The following is a 16,399-nucleotide window of genomic DNA, read 5'->3' on the forward strand; positions in this document are numbered from 1 at the left end:
TGGGAGAAGGTGGGGGAGAGGGGCGGACCGAACGGCGCGCGCCCTGTCGTTGTCGCGATCCACTCCGTCGTCCGGAAAAGAGGCAGCCATGACGGGATCAGAGGCCGAGGCCGAGCAGCGGATACTCGGCCGCATCACGGAAATGATCAGCCAGGAGAGGGACCTGCGTGAGCGCCTCGCGCAGGAGGAGACCGACGGGACGATCGAGCACGCCCGCCTGGCACACCTGGAGACCGAACTCGACCAGTGCTGGGACCTGCTCCGGCAGCGCCGGGCCAGGGTCGCGGCGGGACAGGACCCGACGGAGGCGACTGTCCGTCCGGCGTCCGAGGTGGAGGGCTATCTGTCCTGAGGGCCGCCGCGCCCGGGCCGGGGCCCGAGGAGACGGCCGCACGCGGCACCGTCTGGCGGGCCGTGCGGACGGTGCCCCGCGCGACGGGGTGCCGTCCGCACGGCGGAACGGACGTGGCCGGAACCGGGCCGGACCGGGGCTGGACTCCGCGTTCACCAGCACCGATCGTGGCGGTATGAACGATCACCCCACAGCACCGGTCGGCCCCGCGGAGGCCGCCGAGGTACGCCGGTTCCAGGAGCGGCTCGGGCTGCCCGGACTGGTCGACGTCCACACGCACTTCATGCCCGAGCGGGTTCTGCACAAGGTCTGGAACTACTTCGACACCAACGGGCCCCTGCTCGGGGGACTGGAGTGGCCGATCACCTACCGGCAGGAGGAGGCGGAACGCACCGCCCTGCTCCGGGAGTTCGGCGTCCGGGCCTTCACCGCGATGCTCTACCCGCACAAGCCCGGCATGGCGGCGTGGCTGAACGCGTGGGCGGCGGACTTCGCCCGGCGTACCCCGGACTGCCTGCACACCGCGACCCTGTACCCCGAATTGGGCGTGGAGACCTACGTCCGCGAGGCCGTCGAAGGGGGCGCCCGGGTCTTCAAGGCGCACGTACAGGTGGGGGCGTACGACCCGGCCGACGAACTCCTGCGGCGGACCTGGGGACTGCTGGCCGACGCCGGGATTCCCGTGGTGATCCACTGCGGTTCCGGTCCCGCGCCCGGCAAGCACACCGGCCCCGACGCGATCGCGCGGGTGCTGGCGCGGCACCCGAGGCTGCGGCTGATCGTGGCGCACATGGGGATGCCCGAGTACGCGGACTTCCTCGGCCTCGCCGAGCGGTACGAGGAGGTGCGGCTGGACACGACGATGGCGTTCACCGACTTCACCGAGGAGTTCATGCCGTTCCCGCACGGCGACCTGCCCCGGGTCGCGGACCTGGGCGACCGGATCCTGCTCGGCTCCGACTTCCCCAACATCCCCTATCCGTACCAGCACCAGCTGCACGCGCTGGAGCGTCTGGACCTCGGCCGGGAGTGGCTGCGGGCGGTGTGCCACGACAACGCGGCCCGGTTGTTCGGACTGTGACCGGCCCACGGGCACCGCACCCGGTCAGGCCTGCGGAGGCAGGGGGCGCGGGGGCTGCGACGATGGCGACGCCCGCCTCCTGCCTCCCGGAGAGGGAGATCGGCTCCGTCGGGGTGACCGGCCCGCCGCTGTGGTCGGTCAGGGCGACGGGCTGCCGATGACCCTCCCGCCCGGCGGGCACGAAGTCGGGTGACGGTCTCGCGGCTCAGCAGGACGACACGGTCGTCGTGCGAGGGATCGGGCGGGAGCGCGGCGAGGAACTCCCCTCACGGCGTGGGGATGTTCGCCGAGATCGGCGGCGAGGGTCTTGCGGTGGGCCGGCAGGGAGACGAGGAGCCGCTCTCCGGCCCGGTCGTACCGGGCCGGGAGATCGTCGGGCAGCAGGTGGAACACGCCGGTCTCGCCTTCGTGCACCCGGCTCAACAGCACACAGACCATGCGCTCGGACGGGTCGGCGGACATCTGGTCGACGTCCGGGACCACGTGCCGAATCCGGGTCGTGCGAGGGAATCGCGCTGATCCACATGCGGGCGGAGCCGTCCAGGGCGGGCCTTGGAACACACGGCTCCGCCCATGCCGCCGGCCGACCGGCGGTTGCGCCGAACGCCGAAGTCGCCCGTTTGGGGGACACCCGGATGCGAAACGTACACGTTTGCGTACGGTCGGTTACAAGGCCGGGACGTGCCGGCCTGCCAAGCCGGGAGGTTCGTCATGCGTCGCATCGGCTCGACACTCGCCACCCTCGCCGCCGCCGGAGTACTCGCACTCGCCGTTCCTGGCTCCGCCTTCGGCGCGAACGGGTTCCTCGCGATCGACGGAGTCCATCACGACAACCCGAGGGGCTGCTTCGAGATAACTCATCTCTCGACCGTCCTCAACTTCACGGACACACCCGCCTTCGTCCACAACGTCCCGGGCTGCGCGGACGGGCCCATCCAGATCATTCCTCCGGGGCTGGCGGTTCAGGTGCCCGGCACGCACAGCATCTTCATGGGCTGACCGGTCGCAGGTCTTCCGTCCTGCCTGTCGGCGGAGCCCGTGAACCGGGTTGATCGAGACGGGGGAGCGAGACGGGCCCGTCGGGCGGCCGTAGTCAGTGCTCTCGCCCGGTCTCCGGCCGTGAGCCTGATCGGTGAGTACCTGCGCGTCACCGCTGGGGTGATCCGCGATCCCGGCTGGGCCCTGCAGTTCTCGGCCCCGATGGCTACTGTCCGCACTGGATCTCGTGCGTGGAGTGACGGGCTGCGTAGGGTCGAAGTGACGCCAAAGTCCCTGTCCCCGGAGGATTCGTGGCAAGCTTCCGTACCCGTCTGACCCTGGTCGGCTCCGCCGCCGCTCTCGCCGCCGGCGCCCTCGCCCCCGCACGAGTCGTCGGCGCGCAACCGGCCGCCGCGGCGGGCTTTTAGTGGGTTGCCCTGGGCGATTACTGCACCGCCGGGGTCATCCCGGCCGCAGGTGACACCTTCGAAGTCCCCCGCGACGGCTGCGAGCGCACCGACCAGTCCTGCCGACGGCCAGGATGCTGGCGTGCGGGCCCTTCTCATGGAGATGGGCGAACATCTGGTCGTACTCGCGGCCGGCCTTGACCAGCCTGCCCGGGACGCCGGCGGCGATGTCGTCCTTGCACGGGGTGCCGACGCCTCCGCCGCCCGGGTCCAGTTGGAGACACTTCAACAGGATGTCGGCGAGCCGAGGGTGTTTACCCCTGAGGACACCTCCAAGTGCCGCTGCAACGACATCCACCGGTTCCTCTCGATCACCCCCGGTGACCTGAACTGGCTGCGCGACGACGTCCTGGAGCCCCTGAACAGGACCATCGAGAAGTCGGCCGGCGCCCAGGACGCCGCCGGCTTCGTCAACCTCTACGACTCCTCCGGGACCGCCATCGCCCCGAACAGGCCCGCGCGTTCCCACCGTCGGGCGAACCGCCGGGGCTAGGGCAGTTCGACGCTGATGAGGCCGCGCAGCAGCTTGCGCAGGTGGTCCGGCATGTCGATGGCGTCCGGGCTGAGCAGCCACTGGATCTGCAGGCCGTCGATGAACGCGATCAGGTCCGCAGCCAGCCCCGACGCGTCCACGTGCGGGCGCAGCAGACCGCGTCGCACCAGGTCGTCGACGGCCAACTGCATCTGCCGGCGGGTGCGTTCGTAGCGTGCGACGAAATACGGACGCGCCGGGTGGTCCGCCGCGGTCGCCTCGCTGGACAGCACGGCGAACAGGCTCACGATCAGCGGGTTGGCCTGGTTGTGCGCGAGCAGCCGGATCATGCTGGCGAAGTACTCCAGGCCGTCGCGGTTGACCGCGCCCGACCCGAAGAAGTGCGCGCCGTCCTGGCGTTCGCGTTCCTCCAGGACCGCTTCGAGCAGCGACTCCTTCGTCGGGAAGTGGTGGAGCAGCCCGGCGCGCGACACGTCGCAGGCCGCGGCGAGCTGGACCATGCTCGCGTTGCGGTAGCCGACCTGCCCGAACGCGGTGAACGCGGCCTCGATGATCTGGGCGCGCCGGCGCTCCCCCTTGGGGTAGTTCCGTGGGGCCGTCCCCTGCCGAGCGGTCGCCTTTGCCATACGGAAATGTTAGACGCCCTCTAGAAACCAGCACCCCTGTCGGTATTCTGTTGTGCGGCCGTCCGCCCCGAGAGGAGTCCAACATGTCGACACCACGGTTGTCGGTGCAGCTCTACTCCGTCCGCCACGCTCTGGAAGCCGACGAAGACGCGACCCTTGGCCGCCTCGCCGCCCTGGGCCTGAGGAACGTCGAGGCCTTCGGCTTCGTGCAGCGCGCCGGTGAACTGGCCGACGCACTCGCCCGGCACGGCCTGTCCGCCCCGACCGGACACGCCGGCTTCCTCTCCCCGGAACGCGCCACCGCCGAGGGGGCACCCGCACCCACCCTCGACGAGACCTTCCGGGCCGCCCGGCGACTGGGCGTGGAGATTCTCTTCGACCCGTTCGTCGCCGCCGACCGGTGGGCCGACGAGACGGAGATCGCCCGTACCGCCGGGCTGCTGAACGAGGCCGCGAAACGCGCCGCCGACCACGGGCTGCGCGTCGGCTACCACAACCACTCGCAGGAGTTCGTCCACACCGTCGCCGGCGTCAACGCCTTCGACCGCTTCGCCGACCTGCTGGCGCCGGAAGTCGCCCTGGAGATAGACCTGTTCTGGGCCTCGGCCGGCGGCTACGACGTCGTGTCGCTGCTGAACCGGCTGGGCTCCCGGGTGCGCGCCCTGCACGTGAAGGACGGCCCGGTCATCGAGGACCCGTTCACCTCCGGCGCCCCCTTCGACGCGGCCGACACCCGCCAGGTCCCGGCAGGCCGGGGAGAGATACCGCTCGACGCCTCGCTGGCCGCCGCCCCGGACGCCGAGTACGCGATCATCGAGTTCGACCACTACGACGGTGACATCTTCGAAGGCGTCGCGGCGGGCGTCGCCTACCTCAACGGGAAGGGCATCGCCTGATGGCCGCACAGCACCCGGTCGGCGTCGGCCTCATCGGCGCCGGCAACATCAGCGACCAGTACCTGACCAACCTCACCCAGTTCCCCGACCTTCGCGTCGCCGTCGTGGGCGACCTCGACACCGGGCGCGCCGAGACCCAGGCCCGCAAGTACGGGATCGAGGAGTGGGGCACCGCCGCGGACGTCCTCGCCCACCGGGACGTCGACATCGTCGTCAACCTCACCGTCCCCGCCGTCCACGCCGAGGTCAGCTCGGCGATCGTCGCCGCGGGCAAGCACGTCTGGTCCGAGAAGCCCATCGCCGTCGACCGGGGCGACGCGCGCGCCCTGCTCGACCGGGCGGAGGCGGCCGGGCTGCGGGTCGGAGTCGCCCCCGACACCGTGCTCGGCCCCGGACTCCAGACCGCCCTGCGGGCCGTCACCCGCGGGGACATCGGCACCCCGCTGTCCGCCCAGACCGTCATGCAGTACGCGGGACCCGACCTGTGGCACCCCGACCCCGAGTTCCTGTTCGCCAAGGGCGCCGGGCCCCTCTTCGACATGGGGCCCTACTACATCACCGCCCTGGTCTGCCTGTTCGGCTCGGTCGGCCGGGTCGCCGCGGTCGGCTCCACCGCCCGGACGGTGCGCACGGTCCGGAGCGGCCACCGGATGGGCACCGAGTTCGCCGTCGCCGTCCCCACCCATGTGTCCGCGCTCGCCCAGTTCGAGAACGGCGGCGTCGGCCAGAGCGTGTTCAGTTTCGACTCCCCGCTCACTCGCACCGGGTTCGTCGAGATCACCGGCACCGAGGGCACACTGGTGCTGCCCGACCCCAACACCTTCGCGGGCGAGGTGCGGATCACCCGGGTCCAGCAACGCGGCAAGGATCCCGTATGGGAGACGGTCACGCCGGTCGGCATCGAGGCCGGACGCGGACTGGGCGTTCTGGACATGGCCCGAGCCATCCGCGGGCAGGCCCCGCACATCGCCTCCGGCGACCTCGGCTACCACGTCCTGGACACCATGATCTCCATCGACGAGTCCGTCACCTCCGGCGAGACGGTCCAGGTCGCCAGCTCGGCCGGTGAGATACCGCTCGTCCCCGAGGACCGGGACCCCTACGGAGCCACCCTGTGAAGCGGCCTCCGCGTGCCGGGTTCATCGGCGGCGGCTTCATGGCCGCCGTGCACACCCGGGCCAGCCGGGCCGCCCGCGGCCACCTGACCGCTCTGGCGAGCTCGACCCCCGAACGCGCCCAGCGGGCCGCCGAGACCCTCGGTGTCGAACGCTCCGCGCCGGACGTCCGCAGCCTCGTGGCCGCCGGTGACCTCGACGTCGTCCATGTGTGCAGCCCCAACCGCCTGCACACCGAACACACCCTGGCGGCGCTGGCCGCGGGTGCGCACGTCATCTGCGAGAAGCCCCTGGCCACCACCGTGGCGGACGCCGAACGGCTGGTCCGGGCCGCGCGGGAGGCCGACCGGGTGGCGGCGGTCCCCTTCGTCTACCGCTACCACCCGATGGCCCGCCAGGCCCGCGCCCTCGTGGCGGACGGACAGCTCGGCACCGTTCTCACCCTGGACGCCGGCTACCTCCAGGACTGGCTCCTCGACCCGGAGGACACCAACTGGCGGGCCCACCCGGAGGCGGGCGGCGCCTCCCGTGCCTTCGCCGACATCGGCTCCCACCTCTGCGACCTCGTCGAGTTCGTCTCCGGACAGCGCATCCACCGGCTGGCCGCCCGCACCCGCACCGTCTTCCCCGAGCGCGGCGGCATCCGCGTCACCAACGAGGACACGGCCGCCCTCCTCGTCGAACTCGGCAACGGGGCACTGGGCACCCTGCTCGTCAGCCAGCTCGCCCCCGGCCGCAAGAACAGCCTCACCCTGGAACTCCACGGCACCCGGCGGAGCGTGCGCTTCGATCAGGAACGCCCCGAAGAACTGTGGATCGGCGCACGGGACGGATCGCGGCTGGTGCTGCGCGACCCGGACACCGCCGCCCCCGACTCGGCCCGAGTGTCGGTACTGCCCCCCGGCCACGCCCTCGGATACCAGGACGCCTTCACGGCGTTCGTCACCGACGTCTACGACGCCGTACAGGGCGCGAACCCCGAGGGCATGCCGACGTTCGCCGACGGACTGCGCGCGGCACGGCTCACCGAGGCCGTGCTGGCCTCCGCCGCCGGCCGCGGCACCTGGATCGAGACCGCACCCGCGACGGAGGACCGCACATGACCGCAGCCACCCACCCCGTCACCCTGTTCACCGGTCAGTGGGCCGACCTCCCCTTCGAGGAGGTCGCCCGCCTCGCCGCCGAGTGGGGCTACGACGGCCTGGAGATCGCCGCTTCGGGCGACCACCTCGACCTCAGGCGCGCCGACGAGGACGATACCTACGCGGCATCCCGCCTGGAGATCCTGGACCGGCACGGGCTCACGGTCCACGCCATCTCCAACCACCTGGCGGGACAGGCCGTCTGCGACGCGCCCATCGACTTCCGCCACCGGGCGATCCTGCGCCCGTACGTGTGGGGCGACGGAGACGCCGAAGGAGTACGGCAGCGGGCCGCCGAGGACATGAAGCGCGCCGCGCGGGTCGCCCGCAAGCTGGGCGTGAACACCGTCGTCGGTTTCACCGGCTCCGCCATCTGGCCCTACGTCGCCATGTTCCCGCCGGTGCCGGCCGCCGTCATCGAGGCCGGGTACGAGGACTTCGCCACCCGCTGGAACCCGATCCTCGACGTGTTCGACGCGGAGGGAGTGCGCTTCGCCCACGAGGTGCACCCCGGCGAGATCGCGTACGACTACTGGACCAGCGTCCGGACGCTGGAGGCGATCGGTCACCGTGAGGCCTTCGGCTTCAACTGGGACCCCAGCCACATGATGTGGCAGAACATCGACCCGGTCGGGTTCATCACCGACTTCAAGGACCGCATCTACCACGTCGACTGCAAGGACACCCGGCTGCGCCCGCGCAACGGCCGGGCCGGCGTCCTCGGCTCCCACCAGGCGTGGGGCGATCCGCGCCGGGGCTGGGACTTCGTCTCCACCGGTCACGGCGACGTCCCCTGGGAGGACGCCTTCCGCGCCCTGGAGTCCATCGGCTACGACGGACCCATCTCCGTCGAATGGGAGGACGCGGGCATGGACCGCCTGCACGGGGCCGCGGAGGCGGTGACCTTCGTCCGCTCGCTGCTGTGGCCCGTGCCGAAGGCGTCCTTCGACGCCGCCTTCAGCAACCAGTAGCCACCGGGTCAGGACGGTTCGGAGCGCACGATCACCACCGGGCAGGGGGCGTACTGGGACACGTGCTGGCTGACGGAGCCGAGCAGGGCGCGGGCGAACCCGCCGCGCCCCCTGCTGCCGACGACCAGCGCCTCGGCGCCCTGCGCGGCTCGCAGCAGGACGTCCGCGGCGTTGCCGTGCACCAGGTGCGCGGCGACCTGACCGGCGGAGTCCGGGCCCAGCACTCCGGTCAGCTCCTGCCGCATCCGCTGCCGGGCCTCGTCCGCGTCGAAGTCCATGTCCACGGCGGGCCCGGACCAGTTCTGCAGCCCCGGCAGCTCCCAGGCGGCGATCGCCTCCACGGCGCCGCCGACGAGACCGGCGTAGCGCACGGCCCAGCGCAGGGCGGCGTACGAGGCCGGTGAACCGTCGACGCCCACGACGATCCTCGCCACGGCGGCCTCCCCGTCCATGTGTCCCACCTCTCCGCCGGCTTCGTGCCACCGGCCGTGTGCCTCCACGCTGCGGGAGGCGCAGGTCTCCCGCCAGACATGCACCGCCAGGCGCATGACCCGCGACCGCGCGCGCCGGAGTCCGGGGGCACGGTCGTCTATCCGGCCGCTCTCCCGTCGGCCGGAGGCGGCTGCCATTCGAGGAGCACGATCGTCGCGTCGTCCTTCAGCCGGCTGGTCTCCGCGTCGAGGATCGAGTGGATCAGCCGCCGCAGGGTCTCCGGAGCCAGCTCCCCGGCGGCGGTGGCCCGGATGACGTAGTCGGCGAACCGCCTGAGCCCGAACAACTCCCCGTCCGGCATGCGGGCCTCGGTGACTCCGTCGGTGTAGAGCAGGACCCGGTCGCCGGGCCGCAGCGCCGCCTCGTGGATCCGGCGCTCGCGGCCGGCCAGCAGATGCGGCAGCCCCAGCGGAGGATCCGGATCACGTGCCAGGGCGTCGGGCAGCAGTTGCTGGTCGCGGATGAGGAGCGGGGAGGGGTGCCCGCAGTTGCACCACCGCAGCACGCCCGTGTCGAGGTCGAGCTGGGTCAGGACGGCTGTGGAGAACTGGTCCGGCAGCCATTCGGCGAGCGCCTCGTCGACGGTCCGCACCTGCTCCGGCAGGTCGGCGCCGACCCGGCGGGCGTTGCGGCAGGCCGCCAGCGAGAGGGCACTGGTGAGTCCGGAGGCGAGGTTGTGCCCCATGGAGTCGAGGACGCTCGCATGCAGCGTCGCATCGGTCAGCGCGTGGTCGAAGGCGTCGCCGCCGATCTCGTAGGCGGGTTCGAGGACGGCCGTGGAGACGACGCGGGCGTCCCCGATGGTCCGCGGTGGCAGGAACGCGCGGAGCAGTTCGGACGGCAGCCGCATCCGTTCGGTGCGGGTGCGCCGGACGAAGGAGTCCGTGTAGGCGCGCCGGGAGGTGACCATCATCGCCACCAGGGTGGCCAGTGCCCTGCCGCGGGTCAGCGCGGCGGCGGAGAGGGCGGGCGTGTGCACGGCCAGGACGCCCAGCCGCTCGGCGCCGTCGATGAGCGGGAACCAGGCGGTCATCATGCCGCTCCCGGACGGCTCGACCCGCATCGACTGCGTACGGTACGTCCATCCCGCCAGCGAGTCGTCGATGGGCAGGACCGGGGCCACGTCCGTGAGCGGGACCAGATGCCGCTGCTGGAGATCGGCGAGGTAGGCGACCGCGTGATGGAGCCCGAGAGCCCTGGCGCAGCGGGACAGGGCGGGGGCGAGGTCCTCGGTCTTGCTGACGGCGTCGGCCAGGAACTCCTGCAGCGCGTCGTCACCGGAATCCGACGTCACCACGTGCCCTCGCCTCCTTGTGTTCTCGGAGCGGCGCCCGCGGGCCTCGGGGACCAGCAGTCTCACATCCGGTGACGGCGCCCGCATTCCGTGCGGCGCCGGCCGGTGACGAGGGCGGTGGGAGGCGGTCCGGCCCTGGCAGCGGCCTCTTCCCCCAGTGGCATGGGTGACACCCTGCGACGGGAGTCCGCCACGGCCGGGAAGAGGCCCCTGACCTGCGCCCGCGGTCGGCTCAGCTCAGACTGAACTTCTGCGCGGCGGAGCCGTTGCAGTCCCAGATCTGCAGGCGGGTGCCGTTGGCGGTGGCGCCGCTGGGGGAGTCGAGGCAGCGTCCGGACTGGGGGTTGAGGAGGGAGCCGTCGGCCTGCTGGACCCATTTCTGGCCGCCGACCCCGTTGCAGTCCCACAGCTCCAGCCCGGCGCCGTTCGCCGTGCCGTTGTTCTCGATGTCCAGGCACCGCCCCAGTGTCTTCAGCGAGTTGTCGGAGCCGTGGTACCAGTGCTGGTCCACCGCGTACGACTGGCAGTCCCACAGCTGTACGGCGGCCCCGTCGGCGCCGGTGTCGTCGGCGGTGACGTCGACGCACTTACCGCCCGGCCCCTTGACCGGGCCGCCGCCGTTCACCGCGAACTTCTGCGCACCGGAGCCGTTGCAGTCCCAGATCTGCAGGCGGGTGCCGTTGGCGGTGGCGCCGCTGGGGGAGTCGAGGCAGCGTCCGGACTGGGGGTTGAGGAGGGAGCCGTCGGCCTGCTGGACCCATTTCTGGCCGCCGACCCCGTTGCAGTCCCACAGCTCCAGCCTGGCGCCGTTCGCCGTGCCGTTGTTCTCGACGTCCAGGCACCGCCCGAGCGTGGACAGCGAATCGTCCGGGTTGTGCGTCCAGTGCTGGTCCTCGGCGTACGTCTGGCAGTCCCACAGCTGTACGGCGGCCCCGTTGGCGCCGGTGTCGTCGGCGGCCACGTCCACGCACTTGCCGCCGGGGCCGGTGACGGTCCCCTGCGGACCGTTCGGCACGTCCGTCTGTCCGCCGTAGCCGACGGAGACGATGTTCGCCTGGACGGCGTTCTCGGCGGCGTCGGTGGGATAGCCGGAGACCATGACGCCCTCGAAGAAGGTGCCCCGGTTCCAGTTGCTGTTGTCGCCGCCGATGCCCAGGATGATCCCGCCCTCCTGGTGCATGGGCTGGTAGCCGCCGCGGGTGGGCAACGCGCCGTCCCACCAGGTGGTGAGCGCGCCGGTCTGCGAGTTGCCGCCCTTGAGCGCGTACCGGGTCTGTCCGTTGTTCTTCAGGACCGCGGTGACGAAGGTGCTCCTGTTGCCCTGGTTGGCGGTGTTGGAGCCGTTGTCCCCCTGGAACATGCCGTTCTCCAGGTCGGCCTCGACCCAGGGGCCGGTCCCGGTGCACGGGGCGAAGTAGCAGGTGGTGGCGATCGACACCGCGTCCATGTGCCCGTTGCCGGTGTCGGCCGGGGTGCTCTCCGCGTTGCCGTAGTCGAAGCAGCAGGCGGAACCGACATGGGTGCCGCTGGCCACCATGTAGGCGCCCTCCGGCCGGCCGTCCACCGCGACCCCGGAGGCGACCCCGGTGTAGCGGTAGCCGACGCCCGGGGAGATCCAGACGCCGTAGACCTTGTGGCCGCCCGCGGTGACGGCGATCTCCGAGGCGTCGGCGCCCCGGTCGTCGCCCATGCCGGCGGTACCGGCCGGACCCGGCTTCAGGTCGTTGTGCCGGCCGCTCTGGTCGTAGATCTTCGTGATCCGGCAGCCCCCGCTGTTCGCGCAGAAGGCGTCCTGGGCCGCCGCGTCGGCGTACCCGCCCGGCGCCAGCAGCCCGATGTCGGCGGTGGCGCCGTCCGGGACACGGGTCACCTGGTACAGCGGGCCGGCGTAGGAGGAGAGCAGGGCGCGGGTGACGCTGTGCGCGGCCACGCACGGGGTGCCGGCCGCGGCGTAGATGTCACAGGGCAGCGAGCCCGCGGCCTGCGACACGGCCGGCAGCCCGACCAGCAGCCCGAGAGCGAGCCCGAGGGAGGCCAGCACGGCGAGGGCCCGCGCCCGCCATGTCCGCGGCCCGGTCGGTAAGTTTGGTGAGTTCATGACATTCCAGACGGACAGGGCACCACGCATGGCACGTCCCTTCGAGACCGGAGTGGGGTCGGCACGGCCCGGAACCTACGACCCCTGTTCGGCCGCGTCAATATTTGTCTCCTTTTTGGTTCAGACCAAGTTCGGAAGCGTGGACTGCTGTCGGGGTGTGGGGAATCCCCTTCGGTGGACATTGCGGGAGCACACTTCGCACATGTCAACCAGACGTTCGGGGGCAGCCGGTTCTCGTGCGGGAAGTTCGCAACCCGTCACGGAATTCGCTCCAGTGAAACATCCGGTCAAACATCCGGGAGGCAGCGTGGCCGGAGTCGTGACCGACGGGCCCTCCGAACTGCACCTGCCCCATGCCTCCGTCCGGCCTGCGGTGGTCATTCATATCCGTTGGTGCGGTTCGGGTGTTCACGACGGCGCCACGGGCCAAGCGGATCGCTCGGCCCGTGGCGCGGGTTGGTGTTCCGGGTGGGTCCGTTCCCTCGGACGGGATCAGGCCTTGTGCTGCAGGGAACTCCGGGCGGGGTTGCCCTGTTCGGCGGCCTTGGGGTCCTTCTCGTCGGCCTTGGCCCGTACGCCGTCGGCGATGCGCTTGCCGATCGTCTCGTCGATGTTCGACCAGTACGTGAAGGCACGCTGCAGGACCGGTTCGCTCACGCCGTTGAGGAGGTGCCCGACGACGTTGTCGACCAGGCGGTCCCGGGCGGCGTCGTCCAGTACTTCCCGGACCATCGTGCCGGGCTGCCCCCAGTCGTCGTCCTCGGGGTGGGAGACGTAGGCGGCGCGGGTGATCTCACCGTCCGCCGTCCAGGTGGGCGGCGGGCCGAACCGGGCGGGGTCGGCCTTGGGACCGCCCTTGGAGTTCGGGGCGTACACCGGATCGGACGTCTTCCGGTAGGCCATCGCCCCGTCCTTGGAGTACGTGTGGACGTCGACGACGGGCGCGTTCACCGGAAGCTGCTGGTAGTTGGCGCCGATCCGGTGCCGGTGGGCGTCCGCGTAGGAGAACAGCCGCGCCAGCAGCATGCGGTCCGGGCTGGGCCCGATGCCGGGGACGAAGTTGTTCGGCTGGAAGGCCGCCTGCTCGATCTCGGCGTGGTTGTCGGTCGGATTGCGGTCCAGCGTCATCCGGCCGACCGGGACCAGCGGGTAGTCGCTGTGCGGCCACACCTTGGTGAGGTCGAACGGGTTGAACCGGTAGCCCGCGGCGTCCGCGTACGGCATGAGCTGCACGTACAGGGTCCAGCTCGGGAACTCGCCGTCCCGGATGTGCTCGAAGAGGTCGCGTGTGTGGTAGTCGGTGTCGACGGCTGCCATCTGGTCGGCCTCGTGCTGGGTGAAGAACTCGATCCCCTGGTCGGTCTTGAAGTGGTACTTCACCCAGAACCGCTCACCCTTGGCGTTGATCCACATGTAGGTGTGGGAGGTGTAGCCGTTCATGTGGCGCCAGCTCCGCGGGATGCCCCGGTCGCCCATCAGCCAGGTGACCTGGTGGGCGGATTCCGGAGAGAGCGTCCAGAAGTCCCACTGCATGTCGTGGTCGCGCAGGTTGCTGTCCGCCCGGCGCTTCTGGGACCGGATGAAGTGCTGGAACTTCATCGGGTCCTTGATGAAGAACACCGGCGTGTTGTTGCCGACCATGTCGTAGTTGCCCTCGCTGGTGTAGAACTTCACCGCGAAGCCGCGAGGGTCGCGCCAGGTGTCGGGGCTGCCCCGCTCACCGGCGACCGTCGAGAATCGTATGACCAGGTCGGTGCGGGTGCCGGGCTGGAAGAGGCCGGCCATGGTGAAGGCGCTGACATCCTCGGTCACCTCGAAGTGACCGAACGCGCCGCTCCCCTTGGCGTGCGGTTGGCGCTCGGGAATGCGCTCCCGGTTGAACTGCGCCATCTGCTCGATCAGATAGGCGTCCTGCAGCAGGACCGGTCCTCCGGGCCCCACGGTGAGCGAGTGCTCGTCACTCTCGACGGGGGCACCGGAGTCGGTGGTGGTGAGGGGTGGTATCTCCGTCATGACTCTGCCTTTCTCCGTACAAAGCAGTGACGTGCCGGTCCCCGCGCTGTGCCGGGACCGGCCGTCCCACCCGTGGCCGCGCCCGGGAGGGTGCCGTACGGATGTGCTCGCGTCCTTCGCTTCCGGAGTCTTCGTACTCCTCCTGCGCGGGTGACCCTGCGTGTGCCGGGCAAACACCGTGCGCCCGGCGCCCGAGGATTCGGGACGGCGCTCTACGGCCGGGCTGTCCGGCATCCAGCCTGGTCCCAGCGGGCCGGTGCCGCCACTCGGGACGCGGCCCGACCGGCTGCACGGGCCCCGCGCGTCCGCGGGCGGGCGGCTCAGGACACCGGCCGGGCTCCGGCGAACATGGCGATGAGGCCGTGCGGCGCGTCGTCGCCGAACATCAGTTCGTGCAGCTGGGTGGCGTCGGCGGCCTCCTCGGCGCCGCGGGAGAACATGGCCGGTTCGTACGCGGCGAGCGCGGCCTCGGGGTCGCCGGGGTGCGCGGCCAGGGCCCTGCCGAGTTCGGCGCCGTCGTGCATGGCGAGGTTGGCGCCCTCGCCGTTGGGGATCATGAGGTGGGCGGCGTCGCCGAGCAGTGTCACTCCCGGCACCCGCTCCCAGCGGTGCCCGGCGGGCAGGGTGTGCAGGGGGCGCAGGACCGGCGCGGTGTCGCCGTCGGTGATCAGCGCGGTGAGTTCCGGCGCCCAGCCCTCGAACTCCGCCGCGATCCGGGCGGCCGCCCCCGAGGCGTCGGTGAAGTCGATTCCGGCGAACCACTCCTGGGTCCTGCGGAGTGCCACATAGGTGTGCAGGGTCCCGCCGTTCTCCCGGTGGGCCTGGATGCCCTTCCCGGGCGCGAGCGCGAACATGCCGCCGCCGCCGACCGCCTCGGCGGTGGCCGGGTGCCGGGTGTCGGCGTCGAAGAGGCAGGTCTCGACGAACGACGTGCCGGTGTAGGCGGGCACCGCGTCGGACAGCAGCGGCCGGACCCGTGACCACGCGCCGTCCGCGCCGACCAGCAGGTCCGTGGTGACGGAGCCGCCGTCGGCGAAGGTCACCTCGTGGCGCCCGTCGCCGAGGGCCCGGACACCGCCGGCCCGGTGGCCCCAGCGGACGGTGCCGGCGGGGAGCGATTCGAGCAGGATCCGCCGCAGCTCCCCGCGCAGCACCTCGGGGCGGCCGCCGGTGCCGTCGTCGGGTTCGTCGTACAGGACCGTGCCGTCCGGGGCGAGGGCCCGGGTCGCCTGCGCGCCCTCCAGGACGAGAGCGCGGAACTCCTCGGTCAGCCCCGCGGCGGCAAGGGCCGGCTGGCCGTTGTGCTCATGGATGTCGAGCAGCCCGCCCTGGGTCCGTGCCGCCGCGGACGCCTCCGCCTCGTAGACGGTGGCCGGGATTCCGTGCGTGTGCAGGACCCGGGCGAGCGTGAGGCCGCCGAGTCCGGCGCCGATGATCGTGGCGTGAGTGCGCATGGCGGCTCTCCTCCGTCGTTCCTTCGTCCCTCTGGTGCGCCGTTCCATGATGGAACGCTGCTCCATGCTGGAACGGTGCTCCAGATGTGTCAAGATGAGCCATGGCAACGCGGACACGCCGGTCACAGCGGCGCACGGATGCGCTCTCCCGGGAGCGCATCGTCGAGGCGGCCGTCGAACTGCTCGATGCGGCCGGTGCCGGCGGGCTGACCTTCAGGGCGCTCACCGAACGCCTCGCCACCGGCCCCGGAGCGGTCTACTGGCACGTGGCGAACAAGGAGGAGCTGCTGGCCGCCGCCACCGAGGGTGTCGTGGCCTCGGCCCTCGCGGCCGGCCCCGACGACCCCGAGGGATCGCCCGAGGACGGGATCCGTGCCGTCGCGCTGGGACTGTCCGGGGCGATGGAGGAACATCCCTGGCTGGCCACCCAGCTCGCCGTGCAGCTCTCCCGCAGCCCCTGGGGGACGGTGACGGCGCGGATCTTCGAAAGCATCGGCCGCCAGGTCCGCGCGCTCGGCGTGCCCGAGAGCAGCTGGTTCACGGCGACCTCGGCGCTGCTGCACTACATCCTCGGCGCCGCCGGCCAGAACGCCGTGAACGCCGCGGCCCCCGGCCCCGACACGGACCGCGCGGAGTTCCTCGGCGCGGTCGCGACGGCGTGGAAGGAGCTCGACCCCGACGACTACCCGTTCACCCGGGCCGTCGCCGACCAGATGCGCGGGCACGACGACCGCGAGCAGTTCCTCGCCGGGATCGACTTCGTCCTGACCGGCATCGCCGCGATCCACCCGCCGGCCTGAGCCGTTCGGGGAACAGGGCCGGGGGGGGCGCCCGCCCCCCCTCGGGGAGCGGGCGCCCGGCCGCAGCGGCGGGCCCCGGGTGCCAGGCCCCCCGCGACCCCGCGGTGCACGCGCGCACCGACACCGG

Annotated in this window: 16 protein-coding genes; 10 read left to right on the forward strand and 6 right to left on the reverse strand. The window is 71.7% G+C overall.

Features of this window, described 5'->3' with window-relative positions; translation table 11 throughout:
• Window positions 1-88 precede the first annotated feature (88 nt).
• The 5 genes from ACFXI4_RS31715 to ACFXI4_RS31735 all read left to right on the forward strand — a co-directional run bounded on the left by ACFXI4_RS31715 (window position 89) and on the right by ACFXI4_RS31735 (window position 3,371).
• Window positions 89-352 carry a DUF2630 family protein gene (locus ACFXI4_RS31715; protein WP_362715166.1) on the forward strand — a complete coding sequence of 88 codons (264 nt, stop codon included), beginning with the start codon at window positions 89-91 and terminating at the stop codon, window positions 350-352.
• A gap of 175 nt (window positions 353-527) precedes the next feature.
• The gene (locus ACFXI4_RS31720; protein WP_384997368.1) at window positions 528-1,433 is read left to right on the forward strand and encodes an amidohydrolase family protein; all 906 of its coding nucleotides are present in this window, start codon (window positions 528-530) and stop codon (window positions 1,431-1,433) included.
• A 273-nt stretch (window positions 1,434-1,706) separates the two neighbouring features.
• The gene (locus ACFXI4_RS31725; RefSeq protein ID WP_384997370.1) at window positions 1,707-1,952 is read left to right on the forward strand and encodes a hypothetical protein; all 246 of its coding nucleotides are present in this window, start codon (window positions 1,707-1,709) and stop codon (window positions 1,950-1,952) included.
• A 192-nt stretch (window positions 1,953-2,144) separates the two neighbouring features.
• The gene (locus ACFXI4_RS31730) at window positions 2,145-2,432 is read left to right on the forward strand and encodes a hypothetical protein (protein WP_384997372.1); all 288 of its coding nucleotides are present in this window, start codon (window positions 2,145-2,147) and stop codon (window positions 2,430-2,432) included.
• A gap of 528 nt (window positions 2,433-2,960) precedes the next feature.
• Window positions 2,961-3,371 (forward strand): hypothetical protein, encoded by a 411-nt coding sequence (locus tag ACFXI4_RS31735; protein ID WP_384997374.1) that lies wholly within the window; start codon window positions 2,961-2,963, stop codon window positions 3,369-3,371.
• On the opposite strand, the gene ACFXI4_RS31740 is transcribed toward ACFXI4_RS31735, so the two are convergent.
• Window positions 3,368-3,997 carry a TetR/AcrR family transcriptional regulator gene (locus ACFXI4_RS31740; protein ID WP_384997376.1) on the reverse strand — a complete coding sequence of 210 codons (630 nt, stop codon included), beginning with the start codon at window positions 3,995-3,997 and terminating at the stop codon, window positions 3,368-3,370. The two genes, ACFXI4_RS31735 and ACFXI4_RS31740, sit on opposite strands and share 4 nt — an antisense overlap.
• A gap of 83 nt (window positions 3,998-4,080) precedes the next feature.
• Here ACFXI4_RS31740 and ACFXI4_RS31745 point away from each other — a divergent pair, with 83 nt between their 5' ends.
• Genes ACFXI4_RS31745 through ACFXI4_RS31760 form a run of 4 tightly spaced genes read left to right on the forward strand, consistent with a single transcriptional unit; the run spans window position 4,081 to window position 8,121 of the window.
• On the forward strand, window positions 4,081-4,893 hold the full coding sequence (locus tag ACFXI4_RS31745) for a sugar phosphate isomerase/epimerase family protein (protein ID WP_384997378.1): 813 nt from the start codon (window positions 4,081-4,083) through the stop codon (window positions 4,891-4,893).
• Window positions 4,893-6,011 carry a Gfo/Idh/MocA family oxidoreductase gene (locus ACFXI4_RS31750; protein WP_362715148.1) on the forward strand — a complete coding sequence of 373 codons (1,119 nt, stop codon included), beginning with the start codon at window positions 4,893-4,895 and terminating at the stop codon, window positions 6,009-6,011. Before ACFXI4_RS31745 ends, ACFXI4_RS31750 begins: the two co-directional genes overlap by 1 nt.
• On the forward strand, window positions 6,008-7,111 hold the full coding sequence (locus ACFXI4_RS31755; RefSeq protein ID WP_384997380.1) for a Gfo/Idh/MocA family protein: 1,104 nt from the start codon (window positions 6,008-6,010) through the stop codon (window positions 7,109-7,111). The genes ACFXI4_RS31750 and ACFXI4_RS31755 overlap by 4 nt, the downstream gene beginning before the upstream one ends.
• Window positions 7,108-8,121, forward strand: a complete 1,014-nt coding sequence (locus ACFXI4_RS31760; RefSeq protein WP_384997382.1) for a sugar phosphate isomerase/epimerase family protein — start codon at window positions 7,108-7,110, stop codon at window positions 8,119-8,121. The genes ACFXI4_RS31755 and ACFXI4_RS31760 overlap by 4 nt, the downstream gene beginning before the upstream one ends.
• 8 nt (window positions 8,122-8,129) lie before the next feature.
• Here the strand turns inward: ACFXI4_RS31760 and ACFXI4_RS31765 are convergent, their stop codons facing one another.
• The 5 genes from ACFXI4_RS31765 to ACFXI4_RS31785 form a co-directional block, all read right to left on the reverse strand.
• Complete coding sequence (locus tag ACFXI4_RS31765) at window positions 8,130-8,573, reverse strand: universal stress protein (protein ID WP_384997384.1); 444 nt, start codon at window positions 8,571-8,573, stop codon at window positions 8,130-8,132.
• 137 nt (window positions 8,574-8,710) lie between these two features.
• On the reverse strand, window positions 8,711-9,910 hold the full coding sequence (locus ACFXI4_RS31770) for a PP2C family protein-serine/threonine phosphatase (RefSeq protein ID WP_384997386.1): 1,200 nt from the start codon (window positions 9,908-9,910) through the stop codon (window positions 8,711-8,713).
• A gap of 229 nt (window positions 9,911-10,139) precedes the next feature.
• Window positions 10,140-12,005, reverse strand: a complete 1,866-nt coding sequence (locus ACFXI4_RS31775) for an arabinofuranosidase catalytic domain-containing protein (protein ID WP_384997388.1) — start codon at window positions 12,003-12,005, stop codon at window positions 10,140-10,142.
• A 492-nt stretch (window positions 12,006-12,497) separates the two neighbouring features.
• The gene (locus ACFXI4_RS31780; protein ID WP_384997390.1) at window positions 12,498-14,018 is read right to left on the reverse strand and encodes a catalase; all 1,521 of its coding nucleotides are present in this window, start codon (window positions 14,016-14,018) and stop codon (window positions 12,498-12,500) included.
• Window positions 14,019-14,338: 320 nt separating this feature from the next.
• Window positions 14,339-15,472 (reverse strand): FAD-dependent oxidoreductase, encoded by a 1,134-nt coding sequence (locus ACFXI4_RS31785; RefSeq protein WP_384997392.1) that lies wholly within the window; start codon window positions 15,470-15,472, stop codon window positions 14,339-14,341.
• A 101-nt stretch (window positions 15,473-15,573) separates the two neighbouring features.
• Here ACFXI4_RS31785 and ACFXI4_RS31790 point away from each other — a divergent pair, with 101 nt between their 5' ends.
• On the forward strand, window positions 15,574-16,272 hold the full coding sequence (locus ACFXI4_RS31790; RefSeq protein WP_384997394.1) for a TetR/AcrR family transcriptional regulator: 699 nt from the start codon (window positions 15,574-15,576) through the stop codon (window positions 16,270-16,272).
• The last annotated feature ends 127 nt before the right edge of the window (window positions 16,273-16,399 follow it).

The organism is Streptomyces sp. NPDC059224 (assembly GCF_042754285.1).
Classification (GTDB): Bacteria; Actinomycetota; Actinomycetes; order Streptomycetales; family Streptomycetaceae; genus Streptomyces.